Raw genomic sequence first — 25,455 nt, 5'->3', positions numbered from 1 at the left:
ACCACAATTCCCATAAGGTCCGCATCGTTCTCCGTGACGAAAATCAGGAGAGAGCTTGGCGGCCGGGAAACGGCTGACGTCGAGCTGCCCGCATCCAATGCCTACTTCCTGATGCTGTATCTGGATGACGCCTGGCATTCCGATATACGGCCGGATGGTTCGCGCGCGCCCGTGCGGCTCTACGAAAAGGGATCGATCTGTCTGGTCGATCTTCGCAACCCAACGGCCATCACCCTGCACAGCAATCTGCACGCTCTGGCTTTCGTCCTGCCGCGCTCGCTCTTCGACGAAGTCGCTGACATCTCGACATCGACAAAGCTGCATCGGCTGCGCTGCAGGCGAGGGGAGCCGGATTCGGTTCTCGGCAATCTTGCCGTGGCCCTGTTGCCGCTGTTCGAAAATGCGAACATGTCGCCACCGGCGCTGCTGCAGCATCTGGCGGCGGCCGTCTGCGCGCATCTGCTCCACGACTACAGCGATGAGACTTTGAGAAATGGCGTTGCCGACAGTTCCCTCTCCGTGGGGCAGGAGAAGGCGGCCAAGGAATTCATGCTGGATAATCTCGGCAAGGAGCTTTCGGTCCCCGCGATCGCCGCGGCGGTTGGTCTGTCGGTCAATCATTTCTCGCAGGAATTTCGAAGGGCGACCGGCTTTACGCCGCACCAGTGGCTGACACGCATGCGGGTCGATCGCGCCAAGGAATTGCTGCAACAGCGCGCCATGCCCTTGAAGGCGATTTCCGACGATTGCGGGTTTAGCGACCAGAGCCATTTTACCAAGGTTTTCTCGCGCCAAACCGGCGTGACGCCTGCGACGTGGCGTTCGGCCTGGCTAAACTGACCCACCACGGCGTACTATCTTTAAAAAGCGGGTGTCTTTTTACCAAGGGACCGTTATAGTGGCGTGACTCATTGGGGATCGTTCGGAAGCGTGCGTGTTTAAAGAGACCACAAAGGCTGCCCGGAAAAACGTCGCCCAATGCGCAACGTTGACCGTTGCGGCGATGACGATCACCCGGTTCAATGGCGGAGGGGGCGAACCTCCCGCATTGCCGGTCGCGAAGCGCGCCGAAGTCTTCGATGTCATCATGCATCTCAAGGACGTCAAAAGCCTTCGGTTGTGGCATGGCGAGAGCCTCGTGCACGATGGCGGTTGGGCGCGGGGCGAGCTGATAATCGCCGATCGCAGGGAGCAGTGGCGGCTGGAACATTTGTCGGCTTTCGATTGCCTGCAGTTTTCCATCCAGATGTCGGCGATTCGGGATTTTGCGGCCGGTGTCGGCCGCCCGCAATTCACCGACCTCCAATGCAAACTGAAGACGCGCGACGAGGTTATTTTGGGCTTGGCGCAAGCGCTCATCCCGGCGCTCGAACAGCCCCGGCTTTCAAGCCCGCTTTTTCTCGAACAGATCAGCCTCGCCATTCTGACCCATCTCGGCCAGACCTACGGCGGTGTGCATATTCCGATCCGCAGGAAAGGCGCGCTTGCCCCCTGGCAGGAAAAGCGCGCGACGGAATTCCTCTCGGCACATCTTGGCGCGCAGCTTTCCGTTACGGAACTTGCGCAGGCATGCAACCTGTCGAGAAGTTATTTCATCAAGGCGTTCAAGGAGACATTCGGCAAGACGCCTTATCGATGGCTGACCGAATATCGCGTCGCTCAGGCAAAGGACCTGCTGATTTCGGGGGCGTCGATCGCGGAGGTCGCGAATATCTGCGGCTTTTCGGATCAGAGCCACCTGACGCGGGTTTTCTCCGAGGTTGCCGGCGAGCCGCCGGGCAACTGGCGCCGCTATAACCGCATCGATACGCGTTCCGGCACCGCTCAACCATAATTTCCCGCGAAACGCAGCGGCGTATCAAGACGATAGAAACGTTAAATCCACGCTCCTAACCGACAAGAGCCGGAGCAGCAGTTTTCCCATAATGGCGAGCGTCGATTCATTCGGGATCGTACCGAGACTGAGCCCTTTCCATGAGGTCAATATGCAAGGCGTTTCATACGGCGCTTCCGAGCGTTCTTCTTCGCGCCGCCTGAAGCTCATCCCGTTCCTTGGCTTGCTGCTCTTGTGCTCCGCCTACATCCAGGGGCCGATCGTGAAGATTACCGACTTTCCCGCCGCTATAGCCGAAATGAATCATTTCGGCCTGTCGCCGGCGCCGTTGATGGCGGTTGGCGTGATCCTCTTCGAACTTGTTGCCTCAGCGCTTGTCATATCCGGTTTTCTTCGCTGGGCCGCCGCAGGCGCCCTGGCACTCTTCACGTTACTAGCGACATTCATCGCTCTCCGATTCTGGGAGCTGCCTGTCGGGATGGAGCGTGCGATGGCAATGAACGGCTTCTTCGAGCATCTTGGGCTTGTGGGCGCGTTCCTGCTCGTCGCGTGGCAAGATCTTCTCAAAAAGCCCGCCCGCTCGTAAGCGTTGGTGTGGCAATCGCTGGCGACGCTCGCCACTCGTCTATCCGGCACCTGCCTGGAGTAATAAACAATGAAGAATATCCCGCTACCGATCCTCCTCAGCCTCAATGGCGGCTACGTTGACACGGCCGGCTTTCTCGCGTTGCAGGGGCTGTTCACAGCGCATGTGACGGGCAACTTCGTGACCCTCGGGGCGACCGTTGCGACAGGCAATGCCGGCGCCCTGCCGAAGCTGCTCGCGTTGCCGTTCTTCTGCCTGATCGTCTTGCTGATCCGTATTGTCGGCGTGTGCCTTCACCGGCGTCAGCTGCCGGTCCTGAGGCCGCTCCTGGCGATCAAACTCGTGTTGCTCATTGCCGCCGGCGCCTTTGCCGTTCATCACGGACCGTTCACCGATCCGAACGGTGTTGCCACGCTGCTGATGGGATTGATGCTGATTGCCGCGATGGCGACGCAGAACGCGCTGCATCGCGTCCACCTCACCAAGTCGCCACCGTCGACGCTGATGACCGGAACGACGACGCAGATCATGATCGATCTTGGCGAAATGATTGCCGGCGTGAGTGGCGAGAATACTGCCGCAGCCCGCGCTCGTATGCTGCGGATGAGCGTCAGCGTGGGTGCCTTTGCGCTCGGATGCGGTCTTGCCGCCGCGGCTTACATCGTCTCGCCGAGCTGGTGCTTCGTCCTTCCTCCAGTGCTTGCAGCCTTCGCCTTTGTCGCGCACGTCGCAACTCCGGAAGGCGACTGAGATCAGCTCTGCCTGGAACGTCGCCAGGCGCCGGGAGCCGCGCCCGTTGCCTTCATGAATGCGCGCGTAAAATGTGAGAGATCGCCGAGGCCCGAGGTCGCGGCGATCGCTGCAAGGGGCAGCTTCGAGGCTCGCAGCAACGAGCAGGCGAGATCGATTCTCTGGCGGGTCAGCCATTCGTGCGGCGTAAAGCCGGTCGTCTCGCGAAAGGCCCGGATAAAGGCGACGCGGGAAAGGCCGCAGGCTTCGGCGAGTTCGTCGAGCGCAATAACGCCGCTCACGCGGCTTGCGAGCAGCTCCTTCGATCGGTTCTCTTCGAGCGTCGACAATCGTCGGCGCTTCGTCGTCTCATGCGCGCCCGATGCTTTGCCGTAGGCGTGCATCACGTGCACTCCGATCGCAGCGGCCAGCTGGTCGACCACAAGCGAGTTGGACGCATTGTTGCTATCGGCAACCGAGAAGATGGCATTCAGCATGCCCCCGAGCATCGCATCGCGGTGGGCGGTCTCGCCACAGAGCTCTGAAATCGCGGGCAGATCGGCTCCGCCAGCCATTTCCTCGAGTCCAGCTCCCGAAATCTCCATAAGCGCGAACCCGAACTGGCCGTCGAGATCGGCCTTGTAGTCGTCAGCGAAGTTGCGAACGTAGATCGAGTTTTCCTCGAAGTCGTGGAGGCTCGATCGATTCGAGGAGTGAAAGATTCGCCGCCTGTGACGTCCCTTGAGCGACAGGCCGATCAGAAAGCCTCGATCGCTGGCTTCCGTGGCCACCTGACCGAAGTACGGATCCGCCGACCTCTTGCGGTGGAATGAAATATCGCCGCTGACGAATCGCGTATCGTCATCGAGCTTCGCCAATTGGCAGCCGAATCCGTCCACCTTTGTCTGTACGGGCACGGCAGTGCTGCCTGTCGCGGATTCCGTTTTTGTCGATGCTGGGAGAGGATTTTGCATTGCAACAATTGCTCATATGCGCAGGCGATTGTCAAAGTCCTCACCGGATTGTGACCGCCGCCCAATACGTGCCTTTCCGACTGCCAGGCGAGCGTTTTGCATGGCCTCCGCAAGATATCGCTTGATTTCGGTGCTGCCATCACGCATGTGCGAAATCGAGCCGAGCCGCTGTCGACAGGGCTCACGTCGTTCGCAACCACTGGCGCTGCTCTCATGAAACCAAGCAGTCTCAATGTCCTGGTCATCGACGAGAACCGCATTCGTGCGTCGATCATCGAGGAAGGGCTGCGTGAATCGGGCTACGACAAAGTGACAATCGTTGAGGATATGTTCGGCCTCGCCAGGCGCATTGCCGACATCAATCCTGATGTCATCGTCATCGACCTTGAAAATCCAAACCGCGACATGCTCGAGAGCTTCTTTCAGTTGTCTCGAGCCGTGCGGCGCCCGATCGCCATGTTTGTCGACAAGTCCGACGAAGCCTCGATCGAGGCGGCAGTGGATGCCGGCGTGTCGGCTTATATCGTCGACGGACTGAAGCAGGAGCGGGTTCGGCCGATCCTCAAAATGGCGATAAGCCGGTTCAACGCCTTTTCGCGACTGACGCGGGAACTGGAAGAGACGCGCGGCGAGCTGGAGAACAGAAAGCTCATCGATCGCGCCAAAGGCATGCTGATGCGGACGCGCGGCATTTCGGAGGCGGAAGCTTACGCGCTCCTCAGGCGCACGGCCATGAACCAGAACAGAAAGATTGTTGAGATCGCTCAAAGCCTGATCACTGCGGCGAGCCTGCTCGATCCAGGGGGCGATGCATGACGAAGAGCCACGAGATCACCGCGGGCTTCGTGCCGCTGCTTGACAGCGCGCTTCTGGTCGTGGCGAAGGAAAAGGGTTTTGCCGAAAGCCAGGACATCAACCTGACGCTGGCGCGCGAGCGTTCCTGGGCATCGATCCGCGACAGGTTGGCGGTCGGCCATTTTGAAGTCGCACATATTCTGGCGCCGATGCCGATCGCCTGCAATCTCGGTCTTACCGCGCCGGCACAGGAGATGGTCGTGCCGATGGCGCTCGGCCTCGGAGGCAACGCGGTTACTGTTTCGCAGGCTCTCTGGCAAATGATGGTGGCATGCGGCGCCAAAGATGACCTCGACGCGCGGACGAACGGCGCCGCGCTGCGGCAGGTCATCGTCGGCAAAGGTCCAAAGCTTCGCTTCGGCGTCGTCCACCCTTACTCCGGGCATAACTACGAACTGCGATACTGGCTTTCGGCCAGCGGCATCGATCCGGATCATGATATCGAGATACTCGTTCTGCCGCCGCCCGATATGGGCGACGCTCTTCGCGCAGGGCTGATCGATGGCTACTGCGCCGGCGAGCCCTGGAACACGTTCGGTGTCCTCGAACGCGATGCGCATCTGGCGACGGTAAAGGCTTCGATCTGGCGATCGAGTCCTGAAAAGGTCCTCGGGGTGAACAGAAAGTGGAGCGAGAGCAATCCCGAAGCGCTTTCCGCTCTGCTGCGCGCTCTCTATCTAGCGTCACTGTGGTGCGGCGATCGCTCCAACCATGACGAGCTTGTCGAACTCCTGTCCCGCTCGACATACATAAATCGTCCGACCGACTGGCTGCGGCCGGCGCTCAGCGGTGTGCTTCATATCGGCGAGGGGGTAACGGCGGAGATCAAGGACTTCTTTGTCCCGAACGCAAAGGCCGCGACCTTTCCATGGCGGAGCCACGCTCTCTGGTTCTATACGCAAATGGTTCGGTGGGGACATATCGAGCACACGCGGGACCACCAGCAGATCGCTGGCAGCACCTATCGTCCCGATCTCTATCGCGAGGCCCTGAAGTCACTGAACGTCGCGCTTCCATCCGCCAACTCGAAAGTGGAAGGGGCTCTGCGCAGCGAGACGCCGGTTGGTTCGACGGGTGCGTTGACCCTCGGACCAGACGGCTTCTTCGACGGCAGTCTCTTCGATCCTGATCAGGTGGATGCCTACATCGCTTCTCAAAAGCGGGGTTAGTGCGTCTGCTCATTTCTTGCGCATTGCACAAATTTTAGATGAGATTCTGCACCTCATCGAGTGGTCGCTGTCGCGGCGTTGCCGCATAGTTTTGAATAACATCAAAAAAACAGTTATTTAATAAAACTGGCACGGCCCTTGCTTTGTAAATAGGAGGCCACGAGGCCACGAATTCGGCGTCCAACGACGGGCGCCTCCAGCAAAGCCGCTGATCAGGTAACCCGCGCACTTTCGTGCATGCGTGGCCTGACCAGCGGCTTTTTGTTTTTAACCCCAGTGATGGATCGGCACGACCTTGTCGGGCCCCGGAGAAGCCATGTCTGTTATCAGGAACACGCAGTCCATGTCCGCCGGCGAACCAGCCAAAGCATTGTGGATGTCCACGATTGCCTTCACCCTCTGTTTTGCCGTCTGGACGATCTTCGCGATCATCGGCATCCGCATCAAACAGGATCTCGGCCTGAACGAGGCTGAGTTCGGATTGCTGGTCGGCACGCCCATTCTGACGGGTTCGCTCGTCCGTATCGTCCTTGGCATCTGGACCGGCCGTTATGGCGGTCGCCTCGTCTACACGCTCACCATGCTGGCCGCTGCCTTGGCGACCTTCCTCCTCTCCTATGCCCAGACCTACACGCAGATGCTGATCGCCGGCCTCGGTGTCGGCCTTGCCGGCGGCTCGTTCGCGGTCGGCGTTGCCTATGTCTCGCCCTTCTTCCCGGCGCAGAAGCAGGGAACGGCGCTTGGCATCTTCGGTGCCGGCAACGTCGGTGCGGCAGTCACCAAGTTCGCAGCACCCTTCGTCCTGATCGCCTGGGGCTGGCAGGCTGTCGCCCAGATCTGGGCTGTCGGCCTCGCGCTGATGGCCATCGTCTTCTGGTTCACAACCACGGATGACCCGGCATTCCGCCTCCGCCGCGAGGGTAAAGTTGCCTCCAAGAGCCTCGCACAGGAATTCGCGCCGCTGAAGAACATCCAGGTCTGGCGTTTCTCCCTCTACTACTTCTTCGCCTTCGGCGGCTTCGTCGCTCTGTCGCTGTGGCTGCCGCGCTATCTGGTCGGTGTTTACGGCTTCAACCTGGCAACTGCAGGCATGGTCGCGGCCGCTTATTCCATCCCGGGCAGCATCTTCCGCGCCTTCGGCGGCGTCGTCTCCGACAAGAAGGGCGCCCGCAGCGTGATGTATGTGATGTTCGCGGTCGCGGCAGTCGCGACGCTCATCCTGTCACTTCCTGCTGCCGGAGCGAGCGCAACGGTCGGCATCACGCCTGTCGTCTTCATCATTGTCATCTTCGCCCTCGGCTTTGTCATGAGCCTTGGCAAGGCTGCGGTCTACAAGCACATCCCCGCCTACTACCCTGAAAGCGTCGGCGCTGTCGGCGGCATCGTCGGCATGATGGGCGGCCTTGGCGGCTTCATCCTGCCGATCGCCTTCGGCTTCCTCAAGGATATGACCGGCCTCTGGTCGAGTTGCTTCATGCTGCTCTTTGCGATCGTCGTCATCTCGCTCGTCTGGATGCACCTTTCGGTCAAGCGCCTCGACCGCCAGGGCCTCTCCGCACAAGCCGTCGCCGCCACCTGATCCGAGGATTTGAAAACCATGACTGAGAAGCTTGTTATCATCGGCAACGGCATGGCGCCCGGGCGCATGCTCGAGCACCTGTTCGAAAAGGCGCCGGGCCAATATCAGGTCACGATCTTCAACGCCGAGCCGCGCGTCAACTACGACCGCATCATGCTCTCGCCGGTTCTCTCCGGCGAGAAGGACTACGAAGAGATCATCATCCACGGCGACGGATGGTACATCAAGCACGGCATCACCCTCTACAAGGGCCACAAGATCATCAAGATCGACCGTGTCGCCAAGACGGTCACGTCAGATCACGGCGTCACGGAAAGCTACGACAAGCTGGTGATCGCCACCGGCTCCGTGCCCTTCATCATTCCCGTGCCCGGCAAGGATCTGCCCGGCGTCATCACCTATCGAGATCTTGACGACGTGCAGGCGATGCTGCTTGCCGCCCAGTCGCGCGAGAAGGCGATCGTCATCGGCGGCGGCCTGCTCGGCCTCGAAGCGGCGGCTGGCCTTGCTGGGCGTGGCATGGATGTCACCGTTCTTCACGTCATGCCGACGCTGATGGACCGCCAGCTCGATCCTGCCGCAGGCTATCTCCTGCAGAAGGAACTTGAGAGCCGCGGCATCAAGATCATCACCAAGGCCAACACCAAGGCCATTGTCGGCAACGGCAAGGTGGAGGGCATCGAGCTCGACGACGGCCGCATCATTCCAGCAACCCTGGTCGTCATGGCGGTCGGCATCCGCCCGAGCGTCGGGCTCGCCAAGGACGCCGGCATTGCCGTCAATCGCGGCATCGTCGTCGATGACGGCATGCTGACCTCGGACGGCAGCATCATGGCGCTCGGCGAGTGCGCTGAAGTCCACGGCATGGTCTACGGCCTTGTTGCTCCGCTCTACGAGATGGCCCGCGTCGCCGCCTCGCATCTATCCGGCGACCGCTCTGCTGCCTTCGTGCACTCCGACACGCCGACCAAGCTCAAGGTGACAGGTATCGAGCTCTTCTCGCTCGGTGACTTCGCCGATGGCGACGACCGCGAGGAAATCGTGCTGCGCGACGCCTCGGCCGGCGTCTACAAACGCCTCGTGCTGAAGGACAACAAGATCATTGGTACCGTGCTCTACGGCGAAACCGCCGATGGCGCCTGGTTCAACGATCTGAAGAAGAAACAGACCGATATCAAGGAGATGCGCGAAACGCTGATCTTCGGTCAGGCCTACCAGGGAGGGTCGCCGCTGGACCCTATGGCGGCCGTTGCAGCCTTGCCGGATGATGCGGAAATCTGTGGCTGCAACGGCGTATGCAAGGGCAAGATCACCTCGACGATCACGTCCAAGGGCCTGACGTCGCTGGACGACGTTCGTGCCCACACCAAGGCATCCGCGTCCTGCGGCTCCTGCACCGGCCTCGTCGAGAAGCTGATGACGCTGACCCTTGGCGACAGCTACAATCCGGCCGCCGTCATGCCGATGTGCACCTGCACCGAACTCGGCCATGACGACGTCCGCCGCCTCATCAAGGCCAAGGGCCTGAAGAGCATCCCTGCCGTCATGCAGGAGCTCGAATGGAAGACGTCGTGCGGTTGCGCCAAGTGTCGCCCGGCTCTCAACTACTACCTCGTCTGCGACTGGCCGGATGAATATGCCGACGACTATCAGTCGCGCTTCATCAACGAGCGTGTCCACGCCAACATCCAGAAGGACGGCACCTATTCCGTCGTTCCGCGCATGTGGGGCGGCGTGACGAACTCCAACGAACTGCGCGCCATCGCCGATGTCGTCGACAAGTTCGAAATCCCGATGGTGAAGGTGACGGGCGGCCAGCGCATCGACCTGCTCGGCATCGAGAAGGAAGACCTGCCGGCAGTCTGGGCCGATCTCGGCAAGGCAGGTTTCGTTTCGGGACAGGCTTACGCCAAGGGCCTGCGCACGGTGAAGACCTGCGTCGGTTCCGACTGGTGCCGCTTCGGCACGCAGGACTCCACCGGCCTCGGCATCCGCATCGAGAAGTTCATGTGGGGCTCCTGGACACCGGCAAAACTGAAGTTGGCGGTTTCCGGCTGCCCGCGCAACTGCGCGGAAGCGACCTGCAAGGATATCGGCGTCATCTGCGTGGATTCCGGCTTCGAGATCCACTTTGCTGGCGCTGCCGGTCTCGACATCAAGGGCACGGAGGTTCTCGGCCTCGTGAAGACCGAAGACGAGGCGCTGGAGCACATCGTGGCGCTGACGCAGATGTACCGCGAGCAGGCCCGCTATCTCGAGCGCATCTACAAGTGGGCAAAGCGCGTCGGCCTCGAGGAAATCCGCCGCCAGATCATCGGCGATGCCGACAAGCGCAAGGCCTATTACGACCGCTTCGTCTTCTCGCAGAAATTCGCTCAGGTCGATCCCTGGTCGGAGCGCGTCTCCGGCAAGGACAAGCATGAGTTCAAGCCGATGGCGACCGTCGGTTACCCGCAGGCCGCTGAGTAAGGAGATGGATATGAACTGGATTTCAATCGGCGACATCTCCGACATTCCGCTCCGCGGCGCTCGCTGCGTGAAGACACCCCAGGGCAAGATCGCCGTCTTCCGCACCGCCGAAAACGAGGTTTTTGCCATCGAGGACCATTGCCCGCACAAGGGTGGGCCCCTCTCCCAGGGCATCGTCCATGCCAAGGCCGTTACCTGCCCATTGCACAACTGGGTGATCTCGCTCGAAACCGGCAAGGCACTCGGCGCCGATGAGGGCGAAGTGCGGACCATTCCCGTCCGCAACGAGGACGGTGGCCTCTACATCGCGCTCGAAAACCTGATGATGGCAGCCGAATGATGGAGAAAGAGGTCAAGACAACCTGTCCCTATTGCGGTGTTGGCTGCGGCGTCATCGCCAAGGTCGCGGATGACGGCAAGGTGTCCGTCAAGGGTGACCCGGATCACCCCTCGAATTTCGGGCGGCTATGCTCGAAGGGCTCGGCGCTCGGTGAAACGGTCGACCTTGACGGGCGCCTTCTCTACCCGGAAGTTTCCGGGGAGCGGGCGGAATGGGGACAGGCGCTTGACCTCGTCGCACAACGGTTTTCGGACGCCATCAATGAGCACGGCCCCGATTCCGTTGCCTTTTACGTCTCCGGCCAGTTGCTGACCGAGGACTACTATATCGCCAACAAGCTGATGAAGGGCTTCATCGGCTCGGCCAACATCGACACGAATTCGCGGCTGTGCATGTCGTCCTCCGTCGCCGGCCATCGCCGCGCCTTCGGCTCGGACACCGTGCCGGGCACCTATGAGGACATCGAGCTTGCCGATCTGGTGATCCTCACCGGCTCGAACCTCGCCTGGTGCCACCCGGTCATCTATCAGCGGCTGGCGGCCGCCAAGGCAGCCCGCCCTGGCATGAAGGTCGTCGTCATCGACCCGCGCCGGACGATGACATCAGATATCGCCGACCTGCACCTGGCGATCCGTCCGGACAGCGACGTCGCGCTTTTCGTCGGCCTTTTCGAACACCTGATCGCAAGCAACTCCATCGATCAGAATTACATCGCCGAACATACCAACGGCTTTGCAAAGGCCTTTACGGCTGCGACAGGCGTCTCCTTCAACGAGGTGCTTGATATGACCGGCCTTCCGGCCATGCAGCTCCGCGAATTCTACCGGTTGTTCGCAACGACGGAGAAGGTCGTCACCTGCTATAGCCAGGGCGTTAATCAATCCTCGTCTGGTACCGACAAGGTCAACGCCATCATCAACTGTCACCTCGCCACCGGCCGCATCGGTCGGCCGGGCATGGGACCTTTCTCGCTCACCGGGCAGCCGAATGCGATGGGCGGGCGTGAAGTCGGCGGGCTTGCCAACATGCTTGCCGCCCACATGGCTATCGAAAGTGTCGAGGATCGCGACCGTGTCCAGCGCTTCTGGAATGCGCCCACCATTGCGGAGAAGCCCGGCCTGAAGGCGGTCGACATGTTCAGGGCCGTTGCCGACGGCCGTATCAAGGCGCTGTGGATCATGGCGACCAACCCTGTCGTTTCCATGCCTGACGCCGACGCTGTCGAAGCCGCCATCAAGGCCTGCCCGTTCGTCGTCGTCTCCGACGTCCTGAAAAGCACCGACACCGCCCGTCACGCCCATGTCCTTCTGCCCTCGCTCGGCTGGGGCGAAAAGAGCGGCACTGTCACCAACTCCGAGCGCCGTATCTCCCGCCAGCGCTCCTTCCTCGATGCCCCCGGCGAAGCTCGGGCCGACTGGTGGCAGCTCACGCAAGTGGCGCAACGGATGGGCTTTAAACAGGCCTTCAACTTCGCCGCCAATGCCGAGATCTTTGACGAACACGCCGCCCTCTCAGCTTTCGAGAATAGCGGCAATCGCGACTTCGATATCGGCGCATACGCCGGCATGAACCATCAGGCCTATGACGAGCTCTCGCCGTTCCAATGGCCGCAACCTGCGGGCCGTGAGACTGATGTGACCCGCTTCTTCGCCAAGGGCGGCTTTTACCACGCCGACGGCAAGGCACGCTTCATTGCGGTCAAACCGGTCGCCTCGGATCGCACCAGCGCCGACTATCCCTTCAGCCTTAACACCGGCCGCATCCGCGACCAATGGCACACGATGACCCGCACGGGCAAAAGCGCGCGGCTCTCGTCCCATATTGCCGAGCCTTTCGCGGAACTTCATCCGCGCGATGCGATCGAGATCGGCGTCGGCAATGCCGGCCTCGTCGAAATCGAAAGCCCGCACGGCAAAGCCGTAGTCCGCGCCCTGATCACCGAGCGCCAGGCCCGCGGCAGCATCTTTGTGCCGATGCACTGGAACGATCAGTTTGCCGCCAAGGCCCGCATCGACGCCGTTGTTGCGCCGTTGACCGATGCGATCTCCGGCCAACCCGCTTCAAAGAACATCGCTGTCGCCGCGCGTCGCTTCAAGGCGGCGCGCTATGGCTTTGCTGTTTCCGCCGCCAAGCCGGACAATCTCGATGCCGCCTATTGGGCGCTGGCGAAGGCCGAAGGCGGCTGGCGGGTGGAGCTTGCTTTTGACCAGCCGGTCGAGGACTGGTGCACGTGGTGCCGCAGCACCTTCGCTATCCCCGAGAATGTCGAGCCCCTCGGCTATGCCGACCAGCAATCCGGTGATCTGAGGCTCGCCTTCTTCGACGGCAAGCGATTGCTCGCAGCGCTGTTCCTGGCCCGCGAACCTGTGGCGGTTGCCCGCAACTGGGCGATCTCCCAGCTCACCGCCGAACACACCAATCTGCGCAAACGCTTTGCGCTCGTCGCCGGTCGCCCCGGCGCCGACAAGCCGGACCCAGGCGCCACCGTCTGCTCCTGCTTCGGTGTCGGCGTCAACCAGATCGTCGCCGCCGTGCGCGGCGGCTGCCACAGCGTCGAAGCTGTGGGCAAGGAACTCAATGCCGGAACCAACTGCGGCTCCTGCCGCGCCGAGATCAGGGGGATCATCGATGGATGTCTTGCAGCAGCCGCGGAATGAAGCACCCGCCCGCATGGAACCGCTTGCCAAGCTGCCGGTGTTCTGGGCACTCGAAGGCAAGCGCGCGGTTGTCGCTGGCGGCTCCGACGCCGCCGCCTGGAAGGCCGAGCTTCTCGCGGCTTGCGGAGCGCAAGTGCATATCTATGCCGACGCGCTTTCCGACACCTTCGAGAAGCTCATCCTGCGCGGACCCGAGCATCCTCAGGGCAGTTTCGTCCATCACTGCCAAGGTTGGAATGAAACCATCTTCGCCGACGCGGCCATCGCCATCGCCGACTGTGAGGAAGACGACGAGGCGAAAGCCTTTTTCGACGCCGCCCGCGTCGCCGGCGTGCCGGTCAACGTCATCGACAAGCCTGCCTTCTGCCAGTTCCAGTTTGGCTCGATCGTCAACCGCTCACCCGTCGTTGTCTCGATCTCCACGGATGGTGCCGCACCGATCCTCGCGCAGGCAATCCGCCGGCGGATCGAAACCTTGCTGCCGCAGGCGCTGAAAGGTTGGGCGGGACTGGCACAGTCGCTGCGCGACCGGATCAACGAACGGCTGGCGCCTGGTCCCTTGCGCCGCGCCTTCTGGGAGACATTCGTCGATCGCGCCTTTTCAAGTTCCGATACGCCGGAGGAGGGCGTCGGCGGGCTGCTTCTCAAGGAAGCCGAAAGGCTTCGGGAAGCGCCCGCCCACACTTCCGGAGGCCGGGTGACGCTGGTCGGCGCAGGCCCCGGCGATGCGGAGCTTCTAACGTTGAAGGCCGTCCGCGCCCTGCAGGCAGCGGACGTTATCCTCTTCGACGATCTCGTTTCGTCAGAGGTGCTGGAACTCGCGCGCCGCGAGGCCAAGCGCATGCTAGTTGGCAAGCGCGGTGGCCGCAAAAGCTGCCGGCAGGAAGACATCAACGACATGATGGTCAAGCTTGCCAAGGCTGGCAAGCGCGTCGTGCGCCTGAAGTCCGGCGATCCGATGATCTTCGGTCGTGCCGGCGAGGAGATCGCTCATCTTGATCGGGAGAACATTCCGGTCGACGTCATCCCTGGTATCACCGCCGCCAGCGCCATGGCGTCGCGTCTCGGGATATCGTTGACGCATCGCGATCACGCGCAATCCGTCCGCTTCATCACCGGCCACTCGCGGCATGGCGGCCTGCCCGCCGACATCGATTGGCGGTCGGTGGCAGACAATCGTGCCACCAACGTTTTCTATATGGCAGGACGCACGGCGCATCTCATTGCCGACAGGCTGATCGAGGCCGGGCTTGCTCCGGAGACGCCGGCTGTCATCGTCAGCAAAGTCAGTAGGTCCAGCGAACGGCGATGGGCCGGTGAACTCAGCGATCTTGCAACCGGCATAGGCGAGATCGGGTACGATGCGCCGGTTCTGATCGCTGTCGGGCGTGCGCTCGGCGCCGCGCTCGCTGGGGATCGGTCTATGCAATCGGATCTTCTCGGTGCTGCCTGACGATCCGCTGCTTCGATGGCCAACCTGAACCTAAGTATGGCCTATCCTGAACCCGCGGCTGATTTCGGCGTCTGCGAAGCGCTTCTATTCTCCTTGGTATCAACCGGCCAGAACGTTGGCCAGCACCCAGGAGAAGCCAGAATGGATACTCGCCCGGCAATCAAACCGCGCAAAGCTGCATTCGCAACCCCGACGGATCTTGGCGCGGACGCGACCCGCGATATTGCCGCGGCCCTGACCGCATTGCTGGCGGACGTGTTTGCACTTTATCTCAAGACCAAGAACTTTCACTGGCATGCTTCCGGTCGGCATTTTCGCGATTACCATCTGCTGCTCGACGAACAGGGCGCGCAGATCTTTGCTATGACCGACGACATCGCAGAGCGAGCCCGCAAGATCGGCGGCACGACGCTGCGCTCGATCGGCCACATCGCCCGCCAGCAGCGCATCCTCGACAACGACGCCGATTTCGTCACGCCGGATGACATGCTGGCCGAACTGCGGGACGACAACAAGCAGCTTGTTTCCATTCTGCGCCAGCTGCACGAATTGACATCGTCCTATGGCGATCATGCCACCACCAGCGTGCTCGAGACCTGGATCGACGAAACCGAACGACGCCTCTGGTTCCTTTTCGAAACCACACGGCGAGATCTTTGATCGGGCATCGCGCGATCTATGGTGCCAAAACAATCCCAATGTTCAAGGCACAAGACTAAGCAGCAAGAACGCGGTCGTCACCCTCGACATGATCGCCGCGTTCATGCGCCGGGCGAACAGAGCGATCCTGGCGTCATCGATCGAAATCGACGCCAGGGGATTTTTTCCCGCTGCCATGCAAAGGGACCATCTCATGCAACGTAGAGCTATCATCCTCGCCGCCGTGCTTGCCTTTTCGGCCGGGCACGCGTCCGCCGCGGCGCAAATCGGTGTGGCCCCGCAATACGACACGACGCACGTCTATGTCGCGCCCGACAAGGTCGATGCTTTCGCCCGCAGCTTTCTCGCGACCTTCGGCGGCGCCAGCACGAAACAGGTGGTCGCAACCGTAACGCCGACGCCGAGCAGCACGAGTTCGCAGCTGCTTCAGACGCCGGTTGGTACCGTCTCGCTTTTCGGGTTCAAGACGCCGGTCCCCGCACCCTTTGGCGCGGAGCGGACCGGTTATCTGGTCAACGATCTCGATCTGGCCGTTGCGGCGGCGAAGAAGGCGGGAGCGAATGTCGTCGTTTCGCCGTTCCCTGATCCGATCGGACGCGATGCCGTTATTCAGTGGCCAGGCGGCGTCAACATGCAGCTCTACTGGCATACCGCCAAGCCGAACTATCCAGTCTTCGAAAGCGTGCCGGAGAACCGGGTTTACGTTTCGCCGGATGCCGTATCGACTTTTGTACGTGATTTTCTTCGCTTCTCGGGTGGCAAGGTCGTGTCTGACGAGAAAAGGGCGGCCGGCGTCGAGATCGGTCGTCCCGCCGATAGCTACCGCCGCGTCAGGATCGAATCCGTTTTCGGCAAGATGACCGTGCTTGTCACCGATGGTCACCTCCCTTTCCCTTATGGTCATGAAACGACCGGCTACGAGGTGAAGGACCTTCCGATGGCTCTCGACAAGGCGGTTCAGACTGGCGCGACCGTTTTGGTGCCCACCTATGTTTCCGATGGTCGCCGTGCCGCGATCGTTGAATTTCCCGGCGGCTATGTCGCCGAAATCCATGCGCGCGCCGAGCCCTGAAAGTTCGTCCTCGCGTCAAAGAGAAATTCTCCTCCGCTTCGTCCAAACGGCGAGAACATCCGACAAGAGCCGCCTCTCGCTGCCGACTATGAAGTGGAGGTCCAAATGAAGAGGAACCGGATGTCTCAGAACCCCATCGAAATCATGTTCTCCCGCAGGCAGACACTGCTGGCCGGAGCGACGATTTCGGCAGCCATGGCAGTGCCATCGCTTGCTCTTTCCAAAACGTCTTCCGCAAAGAAAGAAGGACTACCGCCAATGACCCAGAATTTCGTTCAGACCAAAGACGGCGTACAGATCTACTACAAGGATTGGGGTCCGAAGGATGCCCAGCCCATCATGTTCCACCACGGCTGGCCGCTCTCTTCCGACGACTGGGATGCCCAGATGCTGTTCTTCGTTCAGAACGGCTACCGCGTCGTCGCTCATGACCGCCGCGGTCATGGTCGTTCGTCGCAGGTGTCCGATGGTCACGATATGGACCATTATGCAGCCGATGCCGCTGCCGTCGTCGAACATCTGAACCTCAAGAACGCTGTCCACATTGGCCATTCCACGGGTGGCGGCGAAGTTGCCCGCTACGTTGCGAAATTTGGCCAGCCCCAGGGCCGCGTCGCCAAGGCTGTGCTCGTCAGCGCCGTTCCGCCGCTGATGCTCAAGACCGCATCCAACCCGGGCGGCTTGCCGATCGAGGTGTTCGACGGCTTCCGCAAGGCGCTCGCCGACAACCGCGCACAGTTCTTCCTCGACGTCCCGACCGGTCCCTTCTACGGCTTCAACCGGCCTGATGCAAAGGTCTATCCGGGTGTCATCCAAAACTGGTGGCGCCAGGGTATGATCGGTTCCGCCAAGGCTCACTACGACGGTATCAAGGCGTTCTCTGAAACCGATCAGACGGACGATCTGAAGGCGATCACGGTGCCGACGCTTGTCATGCACGGCGACGATGACCAGATCGTGCCGATCGCCGATTCCGCCGAGCTCTCCATCAAGCTGCTGAAGAACGGCACGCTGAAGATCTACAAGGGTTACCCGCACGGCATGCTGACGACGCATGCTGACGTCATCAATCCCGATCTTCTGGCATTCGTGAAGGCCTGATTATCCTGTGGCCCGGCGCTCCAGGCGCCGGGCCACATCGCTTCCTCGCGATAGACGCTTTCAATCGGAAGCGCAGTCGATACAATCGCGGCAACTGTCAGCTCGCGAGGGAGGAAGCATGAGCCGCGGTATTATTCTGGTCGACCCGCTGCCACGCACACTCGACCTGATCATGGCGCCCGACGTCCGCGAAAGGTTGGAACGGCTGGGAGACGTCGTGATCAGCGAGGAACGCCATATGCCGGCCGAGCAGGTCGAAGAACTCCTGCCCGAGACGGTTCTGATTTTCGGACAGACGGACATGCCGAAGGAGCGTCTTGCCAAGGCGGCAAATCTCAAGGCGATCATCAACGTCGAGTCCAACTTCCTCCCCAATATCGATTATCAAACCTGCGTCGAGCGCGGGATCTGGGTTATCACGCCGGCCGCCGCCTTCGCATCGCCGGTCGCCGAGGCGGCTCTCGGCATGGCACTGGATCTCGCCCGCGGTATCACCAAGGCAGACAGGGAATTCCGCACCGGCGTCGAAGAATATGGTCTGGCTGGCAACCGGGACACGTTTCGGTTTGCGGGTGCGAGCGTCGGGATCATCGGCTTTGGTGATCTCGGTCGGCAGCTGCGTGAACTCATTCGCCCGTTCCGCAACACAGTTCGCGTCTTCGATCCGTGGCTTCCGACAGAGATCATCAGATCGGCCGATTGCATTCCGGCGACGCTTGACGAGCTTCTGTCGGAGAGCCAGGTGGTCTTCGTTTTTGCGAGCGTGACCACGGAGAACGAAGGTTTCCTGGGGGCTCGCGAGTTCCAGCTGATGAAGCCCGGATCTGCCTTTCTGCTCATGAGCCGCGCTGCGGTCGTCGATTTCCCCGCGATGCTCAAGGCGGCCGAAACGGGACATATCCGCGTAGCGACCGATGTCTTTCCGGTCGAGCCGGTAACGGCCGACGACCCCGTCCGGGCGATGCCTGATGTCCTCCTGTCGGCGCACCGCACGGGGGGCACGCGCGATGCCTTCTTTGCTCTCGGATCGATGGCGGTTGCCGATGCTGAACTGATCATGCGCGGACTGCCGCCGCAGCTTTGCAGGCGTGCGGATCCGGCCACCGCAAGCCGGTTGAGATCGAAGCCGGTGTCGGTGTCCTAGCAAACAAGGGGGAGTTTGCGGCGCGGCATCATCCTACTGCTTCCAAAGTGACCAGAAGCGGCAGATGGTCCGATGCGCGCCGCTCCCTGGCACCGTTCGCGACGTTCACGGTTCGCACCTTGATGCCTTCAGACACAAAGACGTGGTCGATGCGCAAAAACGGCATCCGCGATGGATAGGTGGCGCGTTGTCTTGTGCCGGGGACGGATCTGGCGTCGATGAAACGTCGCGCCAGCATCTTGTATGCCGTTGACGACGGCACGGCGTTGAAATCGCCGCAGACAATGACGGGGCTCTCTGCGAGATCGGTGTTGCCGAGCCAATCATCGCCAAGGAGTGTCGCGACCTGCGTAACACGCTCGCCGGCGCGCAGCCCAAGATGGGTGTTGAGGACGATCATTTTCTGTCCCGAGACCTCTATTTCGACCAGCAGCGCGCCCCGGGTTTCTCCGACCGAGGGCAGGGGGCCAGCCTTCAGAAGGCGCATCGGCAAAGCCGAGAGAATGGCGTCGCCATACCGCTCCTCCGCTACCGTCAATGCGGGGTGAAAATGGGCGTCCATTCGCAGTTCGCTGGCGATCTGGCGGGCCTGATCGACACCGCCCGTGCGGAGACGACCGACATCCAGTTCCTGAAGCGCCACGATGTGCGCACCTGTGTTGGCGATGACCTCCGCGATGCGAGACAGGTCCAGTCTGCGGTCAGTCCCCACGCAGCTGTGCACATTGTAGGTCAGAACGCGGAGCTCGTTTTCCATGCATTTCCCTCGCCATCGATGCGCTGAGGGAACCCGCAAACGCGCTTCTTCGTTCCAGCCACATCATATCTGCGAAACGGGATCATTCATGTCGGCGAAGAAGTTGCTTATAAACGCGGTGCTATTGTTGGGTCTGGCTTTGGCCGCTTACCTTCTCTACCGCGTTTTCAGCCGATACTCCTTTGCCGAGATCACGGCTTCAGTCGAAGGATTGCCCGCATCGCGCCTGTCTGCCGGTTTTGCCTTCGCGGCAATGTCCTATCTCTGTCTGACGGTTTTTGACTGGATGGGACTGCGCTATGCCGGCCGGCCCTTGAGTTATCCGAAAGCCGCGCTTGCCTCCTTTACCGGCCTTTCGATCGGCCACAGTCTCGGTTTTGCTGCACTGAGCAGCGGCGCCGTGCGCTATCGCTACTATTCGCGCTGGGGGCTCAGCGGTGAAGAGGTTGCACGCGTTATCGTCTTCTGCGGCGCAACAGTCGGGATCGGTCTCGCGTCACTCTGCGGAATTGTCTTCGTCTCCAATTCACATGCCGCCGCGGCGCTCATCGGGTTGCCAGCGGCCGGCGTGGTTGCGCTTGGCGTTGGTTGTCTGGCAGCGATCGGAGGCTATCTGCTGTTGACGCTTGTTATCCGCGCGCCCCTTTCGGTATGGCGCTGGCGCTTCAAGATGCCGTCGTTCCGGCTTGCGGTCGGCCAGATTGTCGTCGGCACGCTCAATTTCATGGCAGTCGCAGCCTGCCTGCAGCAACTCCTTGGCCCTGATGCGCATTTCATGGAGACCGCGACAGCATTCGTGCTGGCGAATGTCGCGGTCCTGCTGACCCATGTTCCCGGAGGGCTTGGCGTTCTCGAGGCGACGGTGACGGCCCTGATCCCAAGCGCGTCCATTGGCGCACTCGTTGCCTTCCGCGTAATCTACTTCTTGATCCCCCTGCTGTTCGGCCTGGTCTCATTCGCTCTTGGCGAGATTTTCCTGCGTGCGCGGCAAAACTCCACCGCCGACCAAACCGCGCATGAGCGACGCGAGGCGCAACCGCAATCGCTTTAGGGGATGGTAGGGGCGATGCGGGTCGACGATGGTCGTTCCGATCACAGGGGTTGTCTCTCCATTGGCGAGATCGACCGAGAAGGGGCGCAGCCCACGCAGCGAACGGTTGAGGCTGTCAATCGCCTTGATCATCGAGCCTGCTGAAGCCTGCGCCTGCTGCACGGCTTGCGGCGTGGTGTCGAGGTGTTCCGCCATAAGCTGATAGCGAACAGCTGCAATCGCGTCGCGATGGGCCGTGCAGGACGCCTCGATTGCCAGATCACACTCGGTATCGAGCCCCTCGGAACGATTGTTCAGATTGGAGGAGCCTATTCTGATGAACTGGTCGTCGATGATGACAAGCTTCGAATGGACGACGATTTCCCGGGATCCGCCGTTGCCGTCTGGAGCCACCGCATACATGACACGCAGACGGTCGTGACGATCGAGGCGTTTCAATCGCCGGATCACGCGGTCGCGGTTGCTTCCCATCGTGAGCTTCTCGATAAAACCGTGCGAGCTTTTCGTCACCAGAACGACGATTTCCGGGCCATCGGGTTCCAGCAAGCGCTGCGCGATCGAGCGCGCAACACCGAACGATGCCAGATACTGTGTTTCGATATATATGCTGCGTTTTGCAGACTGGATGGCTGCGCGCGTCAGGCGGATGCCTTCATGGCGGCCACGGCGTCCGATCAGACCCGGCTCCGTAAGCGCGATACCCACTCGAGCGTCGGATATATGGGGCGGCACCATCGCCGGCCAAGACGTATCTGTGTTTTCGGTCGCCGGCACTTGTTGGCCGGTTGCCCTTTTCCACCGACGTCTCGCGACATCGGCAACAAACGCGGCGGCCTCGCCTGAAACGAGCAGCTGAATGTCGTGTACCGGACCATAAGGGGTGCCGTCGGGGGATCGCCTAAAGGTGTTGCGCGGGGCGTGGTCCGGCTCGTCCCAGCGTCGCGCGGTCAGGTCGATGCCGCCAAGGAATGCCAAGTTGTCGTCGATCGCCACCAGCTTTTGATGATGGCAGCCGCGGAGCGGATGGCGAAGATCAAAATGCATGCTGATCTGCCGGTGATCGGAAAACTGCGGGTGGTTGAAGAGCCTCAGTGACTTGCCGGAGTAAACCGGTCCCATGCCCCAAACCAAAATCCGGACGCGGAGATCAGGGTTGTCTTCCGTCAAAGTCAGCAGCAACTCACCGAGCGTTTCGGAGCTTTCGCGTGGTCTGAGCCTGATATCAGGGTTGAAATCCCATCCGACGATCCAGATCGTTTGCCGGGCGAGCCGCAAAGCATGATCCAGCGCTCTGAAATAGGGCGCGCCGTCTATCAGAAATGATGCCTTGGAAACCGTTCCGGTCTTCCAGCTGTTATAGCCTGGTCGGATGATCGAAGGAGGATCGATTTCGTACTCGATCGCTCTTTCCTGAAACCCGTGGTCATTGGGTGCTTCGTGAATGCGGCGATCGCCGGAAAATTCTTTCATTATCTATCTCGTCTTCCCGCGAGCCATCAATGCGTTACCCCTAACGCGCGAAGAAGCCTCTCGTTCCCTTCACTTCCTGAAATAGAAGGGCAAAGCCGATGTCATCGCCCGCGCCGCCGCCTCTTGTTTCCTGAAAAATCGACCACACTTACTGTTCGTCTCCACACCAACAACGGCACGAGAACCATGAGCGAACACGAAGAGAAAATTCGTCAGCGGGCTTATGAAATATGGGAGCGGGAAGGCCGTCCCAACGGCGAAGACATGAAACACTGGCTGAAGGCCTTCGAAGAAATCGCAGCCGAAGGCGCGCCGCCCAAGAAATCCCGGCGTAGCCAAGGCGCTACGGAAGCCAAGACAGCGAAGCCTGCAGCTGCCAAGCCGCGTGACGACAAGGATAAGAAGACGGCAAAGGCAGCCATTGCCTCCGATAAATCGACCAAGTCACGCCGTGCTTCGACCGCAAAGCCGATCGTACACTGAATTCCCTATTGGCCGCGTTCTTCGGGACGCGGTCTCTACTGCGTGCACCTATTCAGGCAGGGAGCCTGGTCTTCAACCATCGCAAAGTCCGGATTTCCTCATCATTCATCCAGGTGGTGAGCCTCTTGCTTCTGGACGGCCGCATGCTGACGAGTTCTGCCAGCCGACCGGCACGGAAATCGTCGAATACCGCCGGGTGAATGTAGGAGGATCGGCAGACAGCTCGAGTATTGACGAGCTTGGCTGCGACGGCATCGATTGCCGCGTTGATCTGCGAGGTTATCTGCCGCTTGGAGTTTCCAACAGCCACAGGAGCGAGAGCCGCCGCCGCCATGCAAGTTGCTCCCCAAGTTCTGAACTGCTTCGAGCTGAAGTCTTCTCCAGCAGCTTCACGGATATAGGCGTTGACGTCCTGCGACAGGATTTGCCGGTATTCCCCATCGGGCCCAAGATACTTGAACAGATGCTGCCCCGGCAGGTCCTGCAGCCTTCGGATGACGCCGGCGATGCGGCGATCGGCGTGGGCGAGATTCCACTCCTTTCCGGACTTTCCCTTGAAGCGGAAGAGGACAGTGAAACCGTCAATCCTGATGTGCCGGCGTCGCAGAGTGGTCAGGCCAAACGAGCCATTGGCTTCAGCGTAGTGCAGATTTCCCACGCGAATGTAGAGTTTGTCGAGCATCCAGACGACCGTTGCAACGGCCTTGTTCATCGACAAACCTTTCGCCGTCAGGTCGGTATCGACGCGTTCCCGGATTGCCGGTAGCCGATCCCCGAACTCGACAAGGCGCTCGAACTTGGCGCGCTCGCGTTCGGCGAGCCAGTCGGGATGATATCGGTACTGTTTACGCCCGCGCGCATCGATGCCGGTCGCCTGCAGATGCGCCAGAGGATTGGCGTTGATGCAGACGTCGGTATAGGCGGGAGGGATCGCAAGCGCATTCAGGCGCTCGATTTCTGATCGGTCGCGGATCCGCTTTCCGTCGGGTCCGTAGTAGAGAAAACCCCGCTTTCCGGCCTTTCGGCTAATTCCTTCTTCGATCTGGGGGCTGTAGACGACCTCGGTTAATCCGTTTTCGGGCTGGGTTTCTCTGAACTGGTAACGGTCCGTCGACATCTGATCCATGACGCGAGAAACTCCACGGCAGAGACTTGGTTCCGCCACGTGCGTTTTCCTGTTGTGCGATGGTTTCAGCGGGTTGTATGCCGAACGAATCCACAAATCGGCATAGGTGAACGGAACCTCCCGCCTCCGAGCGAAGTTCTGACAAGAATGCCGATTGGGGTTCTTCCATATGTTCAGTTTCGGTCCTCAGTTCACGGATCACGGTGTTCGCTTTCGCTTGTGGGCGCCGCTGCAAAGGAAGGTGGCCATCACGATCGATGATAGCCCCGCAACGATGATGGCCAGTGAAGACGGCGGTTGGTTTACGCATCTCGCGGAGCGCGCCCGGCATGGCACTCGCTATCGTTTCGTCTTGGAGGATGGTCAGCAGGTCCCGGATCCTGCATCACGCTATCAACCCGACGATGTCCATGGCCCGAGCGAAGTCGTCGATGGCAGCCGCTATGTTTTCACGCAGCATGAATGGCGCGGACGCCCGTGGAATGAAACGGTCATCTATGAACTGCATGTCGGCGCCTTTACCGAAGAAGGCACGCTGGTAGCCGCGGTTGACCGTCTCGATTACCTGAAAGATCTGGGGATCACCGCGATTCAGCTCATGCCGATCAATGATTTTCCGGGCCGGCGCGGGTGGGGGTATGACGGTGTCCTGCCTTACGCGCCCGACAGCAGCTATGGGCGCCCGGAGGACCTCAAGGGTTTCATCGATGCTGCCCACAGCCGGCGAATGTCGGTGTTCCTCGATGTCGTCTACAATCATTTTGGTCCGCAAGGAAATTATCTGCCTTCCTATGCGCCGCTCTTCAATCGTGATCACAAGACGCCATGGGGCGCTGCCATCAACTATGATGGCGTAAACTCCGAGATGGTCCGCAGGTTCGTCGTCGAGAACGCGCTTTACTGGTTGCAGGAATTTCGCGCCGACGGGCTCCGGCTGGATGCGGTGCACGCCATCAAGGACGACAGCGATGAGCATCTGCTCGCGACGATCGCGCGGGCGGTCAAGCAGGCAACGCTTGGCCGTCATTGCCATCTGATCGTCGAGAACGAGGACAACAGCGCCGCGCTCCTCGAAAGAGATGCGGAGGGCCACCCGCGTCTCTATACCGCTCAGTGGAATGACGACATTCACCACGTGTTGCACAAAGCGGCGACAGGCGAGGCGTTTGGCTACTACGCCGATTATTCGTGCGCTCCGAGCGCGGTCGCGCGCGCCGTCGCGCAAGGGTTCGTCTTCCAGGGTGAGGAGATGCCCTACAGAGGAGAGCCGCGCGGCGAGCCGAGCGGCAACTTGCCGCCAACGTCGTTCATTGCCTTCATTCAGAACCACGATCAGGTTGGCAACCGCGCCTTTGGCGACCGCATTCACAAGATCGCTCCGCAGTCTGCCCTGCTGGCCATCGCCGGTATCTACCTTCTTTCGCCACAGATCCCTATGATCTTCATGGGCGAGGAGTGGAAGAGCAAATCCGATTTCCCTTATTTCTGCGACTTCGACGAGGAGCTGAACGCGGCCGTGCGCAAGGGAAGGCGGGAGGAACTGCACCGGCTTCCGGGCTTTGACGAGGAGAATGCCGACAAGCTTCCGGATCCGACGGCTCTCTCGACTTTTCTCAAGGCGAAGCTCGATTGGCAAGCAGCCAGTCGTGGACTTCACCGCGAGCATCTCGAACTATACCGTCATCTGATAGCGTTGCGTCGGGATCATATTATCCCCCGGCTTTCCGGAGTCTCATCAGGCGGAAGTTTCGCCCGCTCGACCGAGTTCATCGACATCGATTGGGAGCTCGACGATGGGACGCGGTTGTGCCTCGTTGCCAATCTTTCCGCAAAGACCATCCCCGTAAAACCACCGCAATTCGACAGGGTGATCTGGCGGACTCACCAGCCTAATGACACCATGCCGCCATGGTATGTGTGCTGGGCATTCAGGAGCTAGAAAGTTG

Annotated in this window: 22 protein-coding genes; 18 read left to right on the top strand and 4 right to left on the bottom strand. The window is 60.7% G+C overall.

The window, feature by feature from the left end:
* The first annotated feature begins 33 nt into the window (after positions 1 to 33).
* The 4 genes from FZ934_RS24525 (at position 34) to FZ934_RS24510 (ending at position 3,170) form a co-directional block, all read left to right on the top strand.
* Positions 34 to 840: a helix-turn-helix domain-containing protein gene (locus FZ934_RS24525; protein ID WP_246737934.1), complete on the top strand. Its 807-nt coding sequence runs from the start codon at positions 34 to 36 to the stop codon at positions 838 to 840.
* Positions 841 to 934: 94 nt separating this feature from the next.
* The gene (locus FZ934_RS24520; RefSeq protein ID WP_153273417.1) at positions 935 to 1,834 is read left to right on the top strand and encodes a helix-turn-helix domain-containing protein; all 900 of its coding nucleotides are present in this window, start codon (positions 935 to 937) and stop codon (positions 1,832 to 1,834) included.
* A 151-nt stretch (positions 1,835 to 1,985) separates the two neighbouring features.
* Positions 1,986 to 2,420: a DoxX family protein gene (locus tag FZ934_RS24515; RefSeq protein WP_153273416.1), complete on the top strand. Its 435-nt coding sequence runs from the start codon at positions 1,986 to 1,988 to the stop codon at positions 2,418 to 2,420.
* A gap of 69 nt (positions 2,421 to 2,489) precedes the next feature.
* Entirely contained in the window at positions 2,490 to 3,170 is a 681-nt protein-coding gene (locus FZ934_RS24510; protein WP_153273415.1) for a YoaK family protein, read from the top strand.
* A gap of 2 nt (positions 3,171 to 3,172) precedes the next feature.
* Here the strand turns inward: FZ934_RS24510 and FZ934_RS24505 are convergent, their stop codons facing one another.
* Positions 3,173 to 4,066 carry a helix-turn-helix domain-containing protein gene (locus tag FZ934_RS24505; RefSeq protein WP_246737933.1) on the bottom strand — a complete coding sequence of 298 codons (894 nt, stop codon included), beginning with the start codon at positions 4,064 to 4,066 and terminating at the stop codon, positions 3,173 to 3,175.
* A gap of 270 nt (positions 4,067 to 4,336) precedes the next feature.
* On the opposite strand from FZ934_RS24505, the gene FZ934_RS24500 reads away from it, so the two are divergent.
* The 11 genes from FZ934_RS24500 to FZ934_RS24450 all read left to right on the top strand — a co-directional run bounded on the left by FZ934_RS24500 (position 4,337) and on the right by FZ934_RS24450 (position 18,622).
* Positions 4,337 to 4,939, top strand: a complete 603-nt coding sequence (locus FZ934_RS24500; RefSeq protein WP_153273413.1) for an ANTAR domain-containing response regulator — start codon at positions 4,337 to 4,339, stop codon at positions 4,937 to 4,939.
* On the top strand, positions 4,936 to 6,147 hold the full coding sequence (locus FZ934_RS24495) for a CmpA/NrtA family ABC transporter substrate-binding protein (RefSeq protein ID WP_153273412.1): 1,212 nt from the start codon (positions 4,936 to 4,938) through the stop codon (positions 6,145 to 6,147). Before FZ934_RS24500 ends, FZ934_RS24495 begins: the two co-directional genes overlap by 4 nt.
* A 316-nt stretch (positions 6,148 to 6,463) precedes the next feature.
* The gene (locus FZ934_RS24490) at positions 6,464 to 7,726 is read left to right on the top strand and encodes an MFS transporter (RefSeq protein WP_153273411.1); all 1,263 of its coding nucleotides are present in this window, start codon (positions 6,464 to 6,466) and stop codon (positions 7,724 to 7,726) included.
* Positions 7,727 to 7,744: 18 nt separating this feature from the next.
* Complete coding sequence (nirB, locus tag FZ934_RS24485; protein WP_153273410.1) at positions 7,745 to 10,195, top strand: nitrite reductase large subunit NirB; 2,451 nt, start codon at positions 7,745 to 7,747, stop codon at positions 10,193 to 10,195.
* A gap of 4 nt (positions 10,196 to 10,199) precedes the next feature.
* A complete protein-coding gene (gene nirD, locus FZ934_RS24480) occupies positions 10,200 to 10,535 on the top strand; it encodes a nitrite reductase small subunit NirD (RefSeq protein WP_153273409.1) in 336 nt (111 codons plus the stop codon).
* Positions 10,535 to 13,192, top strand: a complete 2,658-nt coding sequence (locus FZ934_RS24475; RefSeq protein WP_153274024.1) for a nitrate reductase — start codon at positions 10,535 to 10,537, stop codon at positions 13,190 to 13,192. The genes nirD and FZ934_RS24475 overlap by 1 nt, the downstream gene beginning before the upstream one ends.
* The gene (gene cysG, locus FZ934_RS24470) at positions 13,164 to 14,645 is read left to right on the top strand and encodes a siroheme synthase CysG (protein ID WP_153273408.1); all 1,482 of its coding nucleotides are present in this window, start codon (positions 13,164 to 13,166) and stop codon (positions 14,643 to 14,645) included. The genes FZ934_RS24475 and cysG overlap by 29 nt, the downstream gene beginning before the upstream one ends.
* A 141-nt stretch (positions 14,646 to 14,786) precedes the next feature.
* Positions 14,787 to 15,305 carry a Dps family protein gene (locus tag FZ934_RS24465; protein WP_153273407.1) on the top strand — a complete coding sequence of 173 codons (519 nt, stop codon included), beginning with the start codon at positions 14,787 to 14,789 and terminating at the stop codon, positions 15,303 to 15,305.
* A gap of 193 nt (positions 15,306 to 15,498) precedes the next feature.
* A complete protein-coding gene (locus FZ934_RS24460; RefSeq protein WP_153273406.1) occupies positions 15,499 to 16,377 on the top strand; it encodes a glyoxalase in 879 nt (292 codons plus the stop codon).
* Between the two features lie 120 nt (positions 16,378 to 16,497).
* A complete protein-coding gene (locus tag FZ934_RS24455; protein WP_153273405.1) occupies positions 16,498 to 17,478 on the top strand; it encodes an alpha/beta fold hydrolase in 981 nt (326 codons plus the stop codon).
* Between the two features lie 118 nt (positions 17,479 to 17,596).
* Complete coding sequence (locus tag FZ934_RS24450) at positions 17,597 to 18,622, top strand: hydroxyacid dehydrogenase (RefSeq protein ID WP_153273404.1); 1,026 nt, start codon at positions 17,597 to 17,599, stop codon at positions 18,620 to 18,622.
* Between the two features lie 28 nt (positions 18,623 to 18,650).
* Here the strand turns inward: FZ934_RS24450 and FZ934_RS24445 are convergent, their stop codons facing one another.
* Positions 18,651 to 19,379, bottom strand: a complete 729-nt coding sequence (locus FZ934_RS24445) for an endonuclease/exonuclease/phosphatase family protein (protein WP_153273403.1) — start codon at positions 19,377 to 19,379, stop codon at positions 18,651 to 18,653.
* Positions 19,380 to 19,467: 88 nt separating this feature from the next.
* Between FZ934_RS24445 and FZ934_RS24440 the strand changes: the two genes are divergently transcribed.
* Complete coding sequence (locus tag FZ934_RS24440) at positions 19,468 to 20,430, top strand: lysylphosphatidylglycerol synthase domain-containing protein (RefSeq protein WP_153273402.1); 963 nt, start codon at positions 19,468 to 19,470, stop codon at positions 20,428 to 20,430.
* Here FZ934_RS24440 and FZ934_RS24435 read toward each other — a convergent pair.
* Positions 20,332 to 21,900: a phospholipase D-like domain-containing protein gene (locus FZ934_RS24435; RefSeq protein ID WP_153273401.1), complete on the bottom strand. Its 1,569-nt coding sequence runs from the start codon at positions 21,898 to 21,900 to the stop codon at positions 20,332 to 20,334. The two genes, FZ934_RS24440 and FZ934_RS24435, sit on opposite strands and share 99 nt — an antisense overlap.
* On the opposite strand from FZ934_RS24435, the gene FZ934_RS28330 reads away from it, so the two are divergent.
* Positions 21,868 to 22,383: a DUF2934 domain-containing protein gene (locus FZ934_RS28330; protein WP_246737932.1), complete on the top strand. Its 516-nt coding sequence runs from the start codon at positions 21,868 to 21,870 to the stop codon at positions 22,381 to 22,383. The genes FZ934_RS24435 and FZ934_RS28330 overlap by 33 nt on opposite strands.
* Positions 22,384 to 22,435: 52 nt before the next feature.
* Here the strand turns inward: FZ934_RS28330 and FZ934_RS24425 are convergent, their stop codons facing one another.
* Positions 22,436 to 23,500, bottom strand: coding sequence for a DNA topoisomerase IB (locus tag FZ934_RS24425; RefSeq protein ID WP_153274022.1), 1,065 nt, complete (start codon positions 23,498 to 23,500; stop codon positions 22,436 to 22,438).
* Positions 23,501 to 23,678: 178 nt separating this feature from the next.
* Here FZ934_RS24425 and treZ point away from each other — a divergent pair, with 178 nt between their 5' ends.
* Positions 23,679 to 25,448 (top strand): malto-oligosyltrehalose trehalohydrolase, encoded by a 1,770-nt coding sequence (gene treZ / locus FZ934_RS24420; protein WP_153273400.1) that lies wholly within the window; start codon positions 23,679 to 23,681, stop codon positions 25,446 to 25,448.
* Positions 25,449 to 25,455: the final 7 nt, after the last annotated feature.

This window comes from Rhizobium grahamii (assembly GCF_009498215.1).
GTDB classification, from domain to species: domain Bacteria; phylum Pseudomonadota; class Alphaproteobacteria; order Rhizobiales; family Rhizobiaceae; genus Rhizobium; species Rhizobium grahamii_A.
The sequence above is the reverse complement of the archived record's forward strand: the minus strand, read 5'-3'. Positions and strand labels throughout refer to the sequence as shown.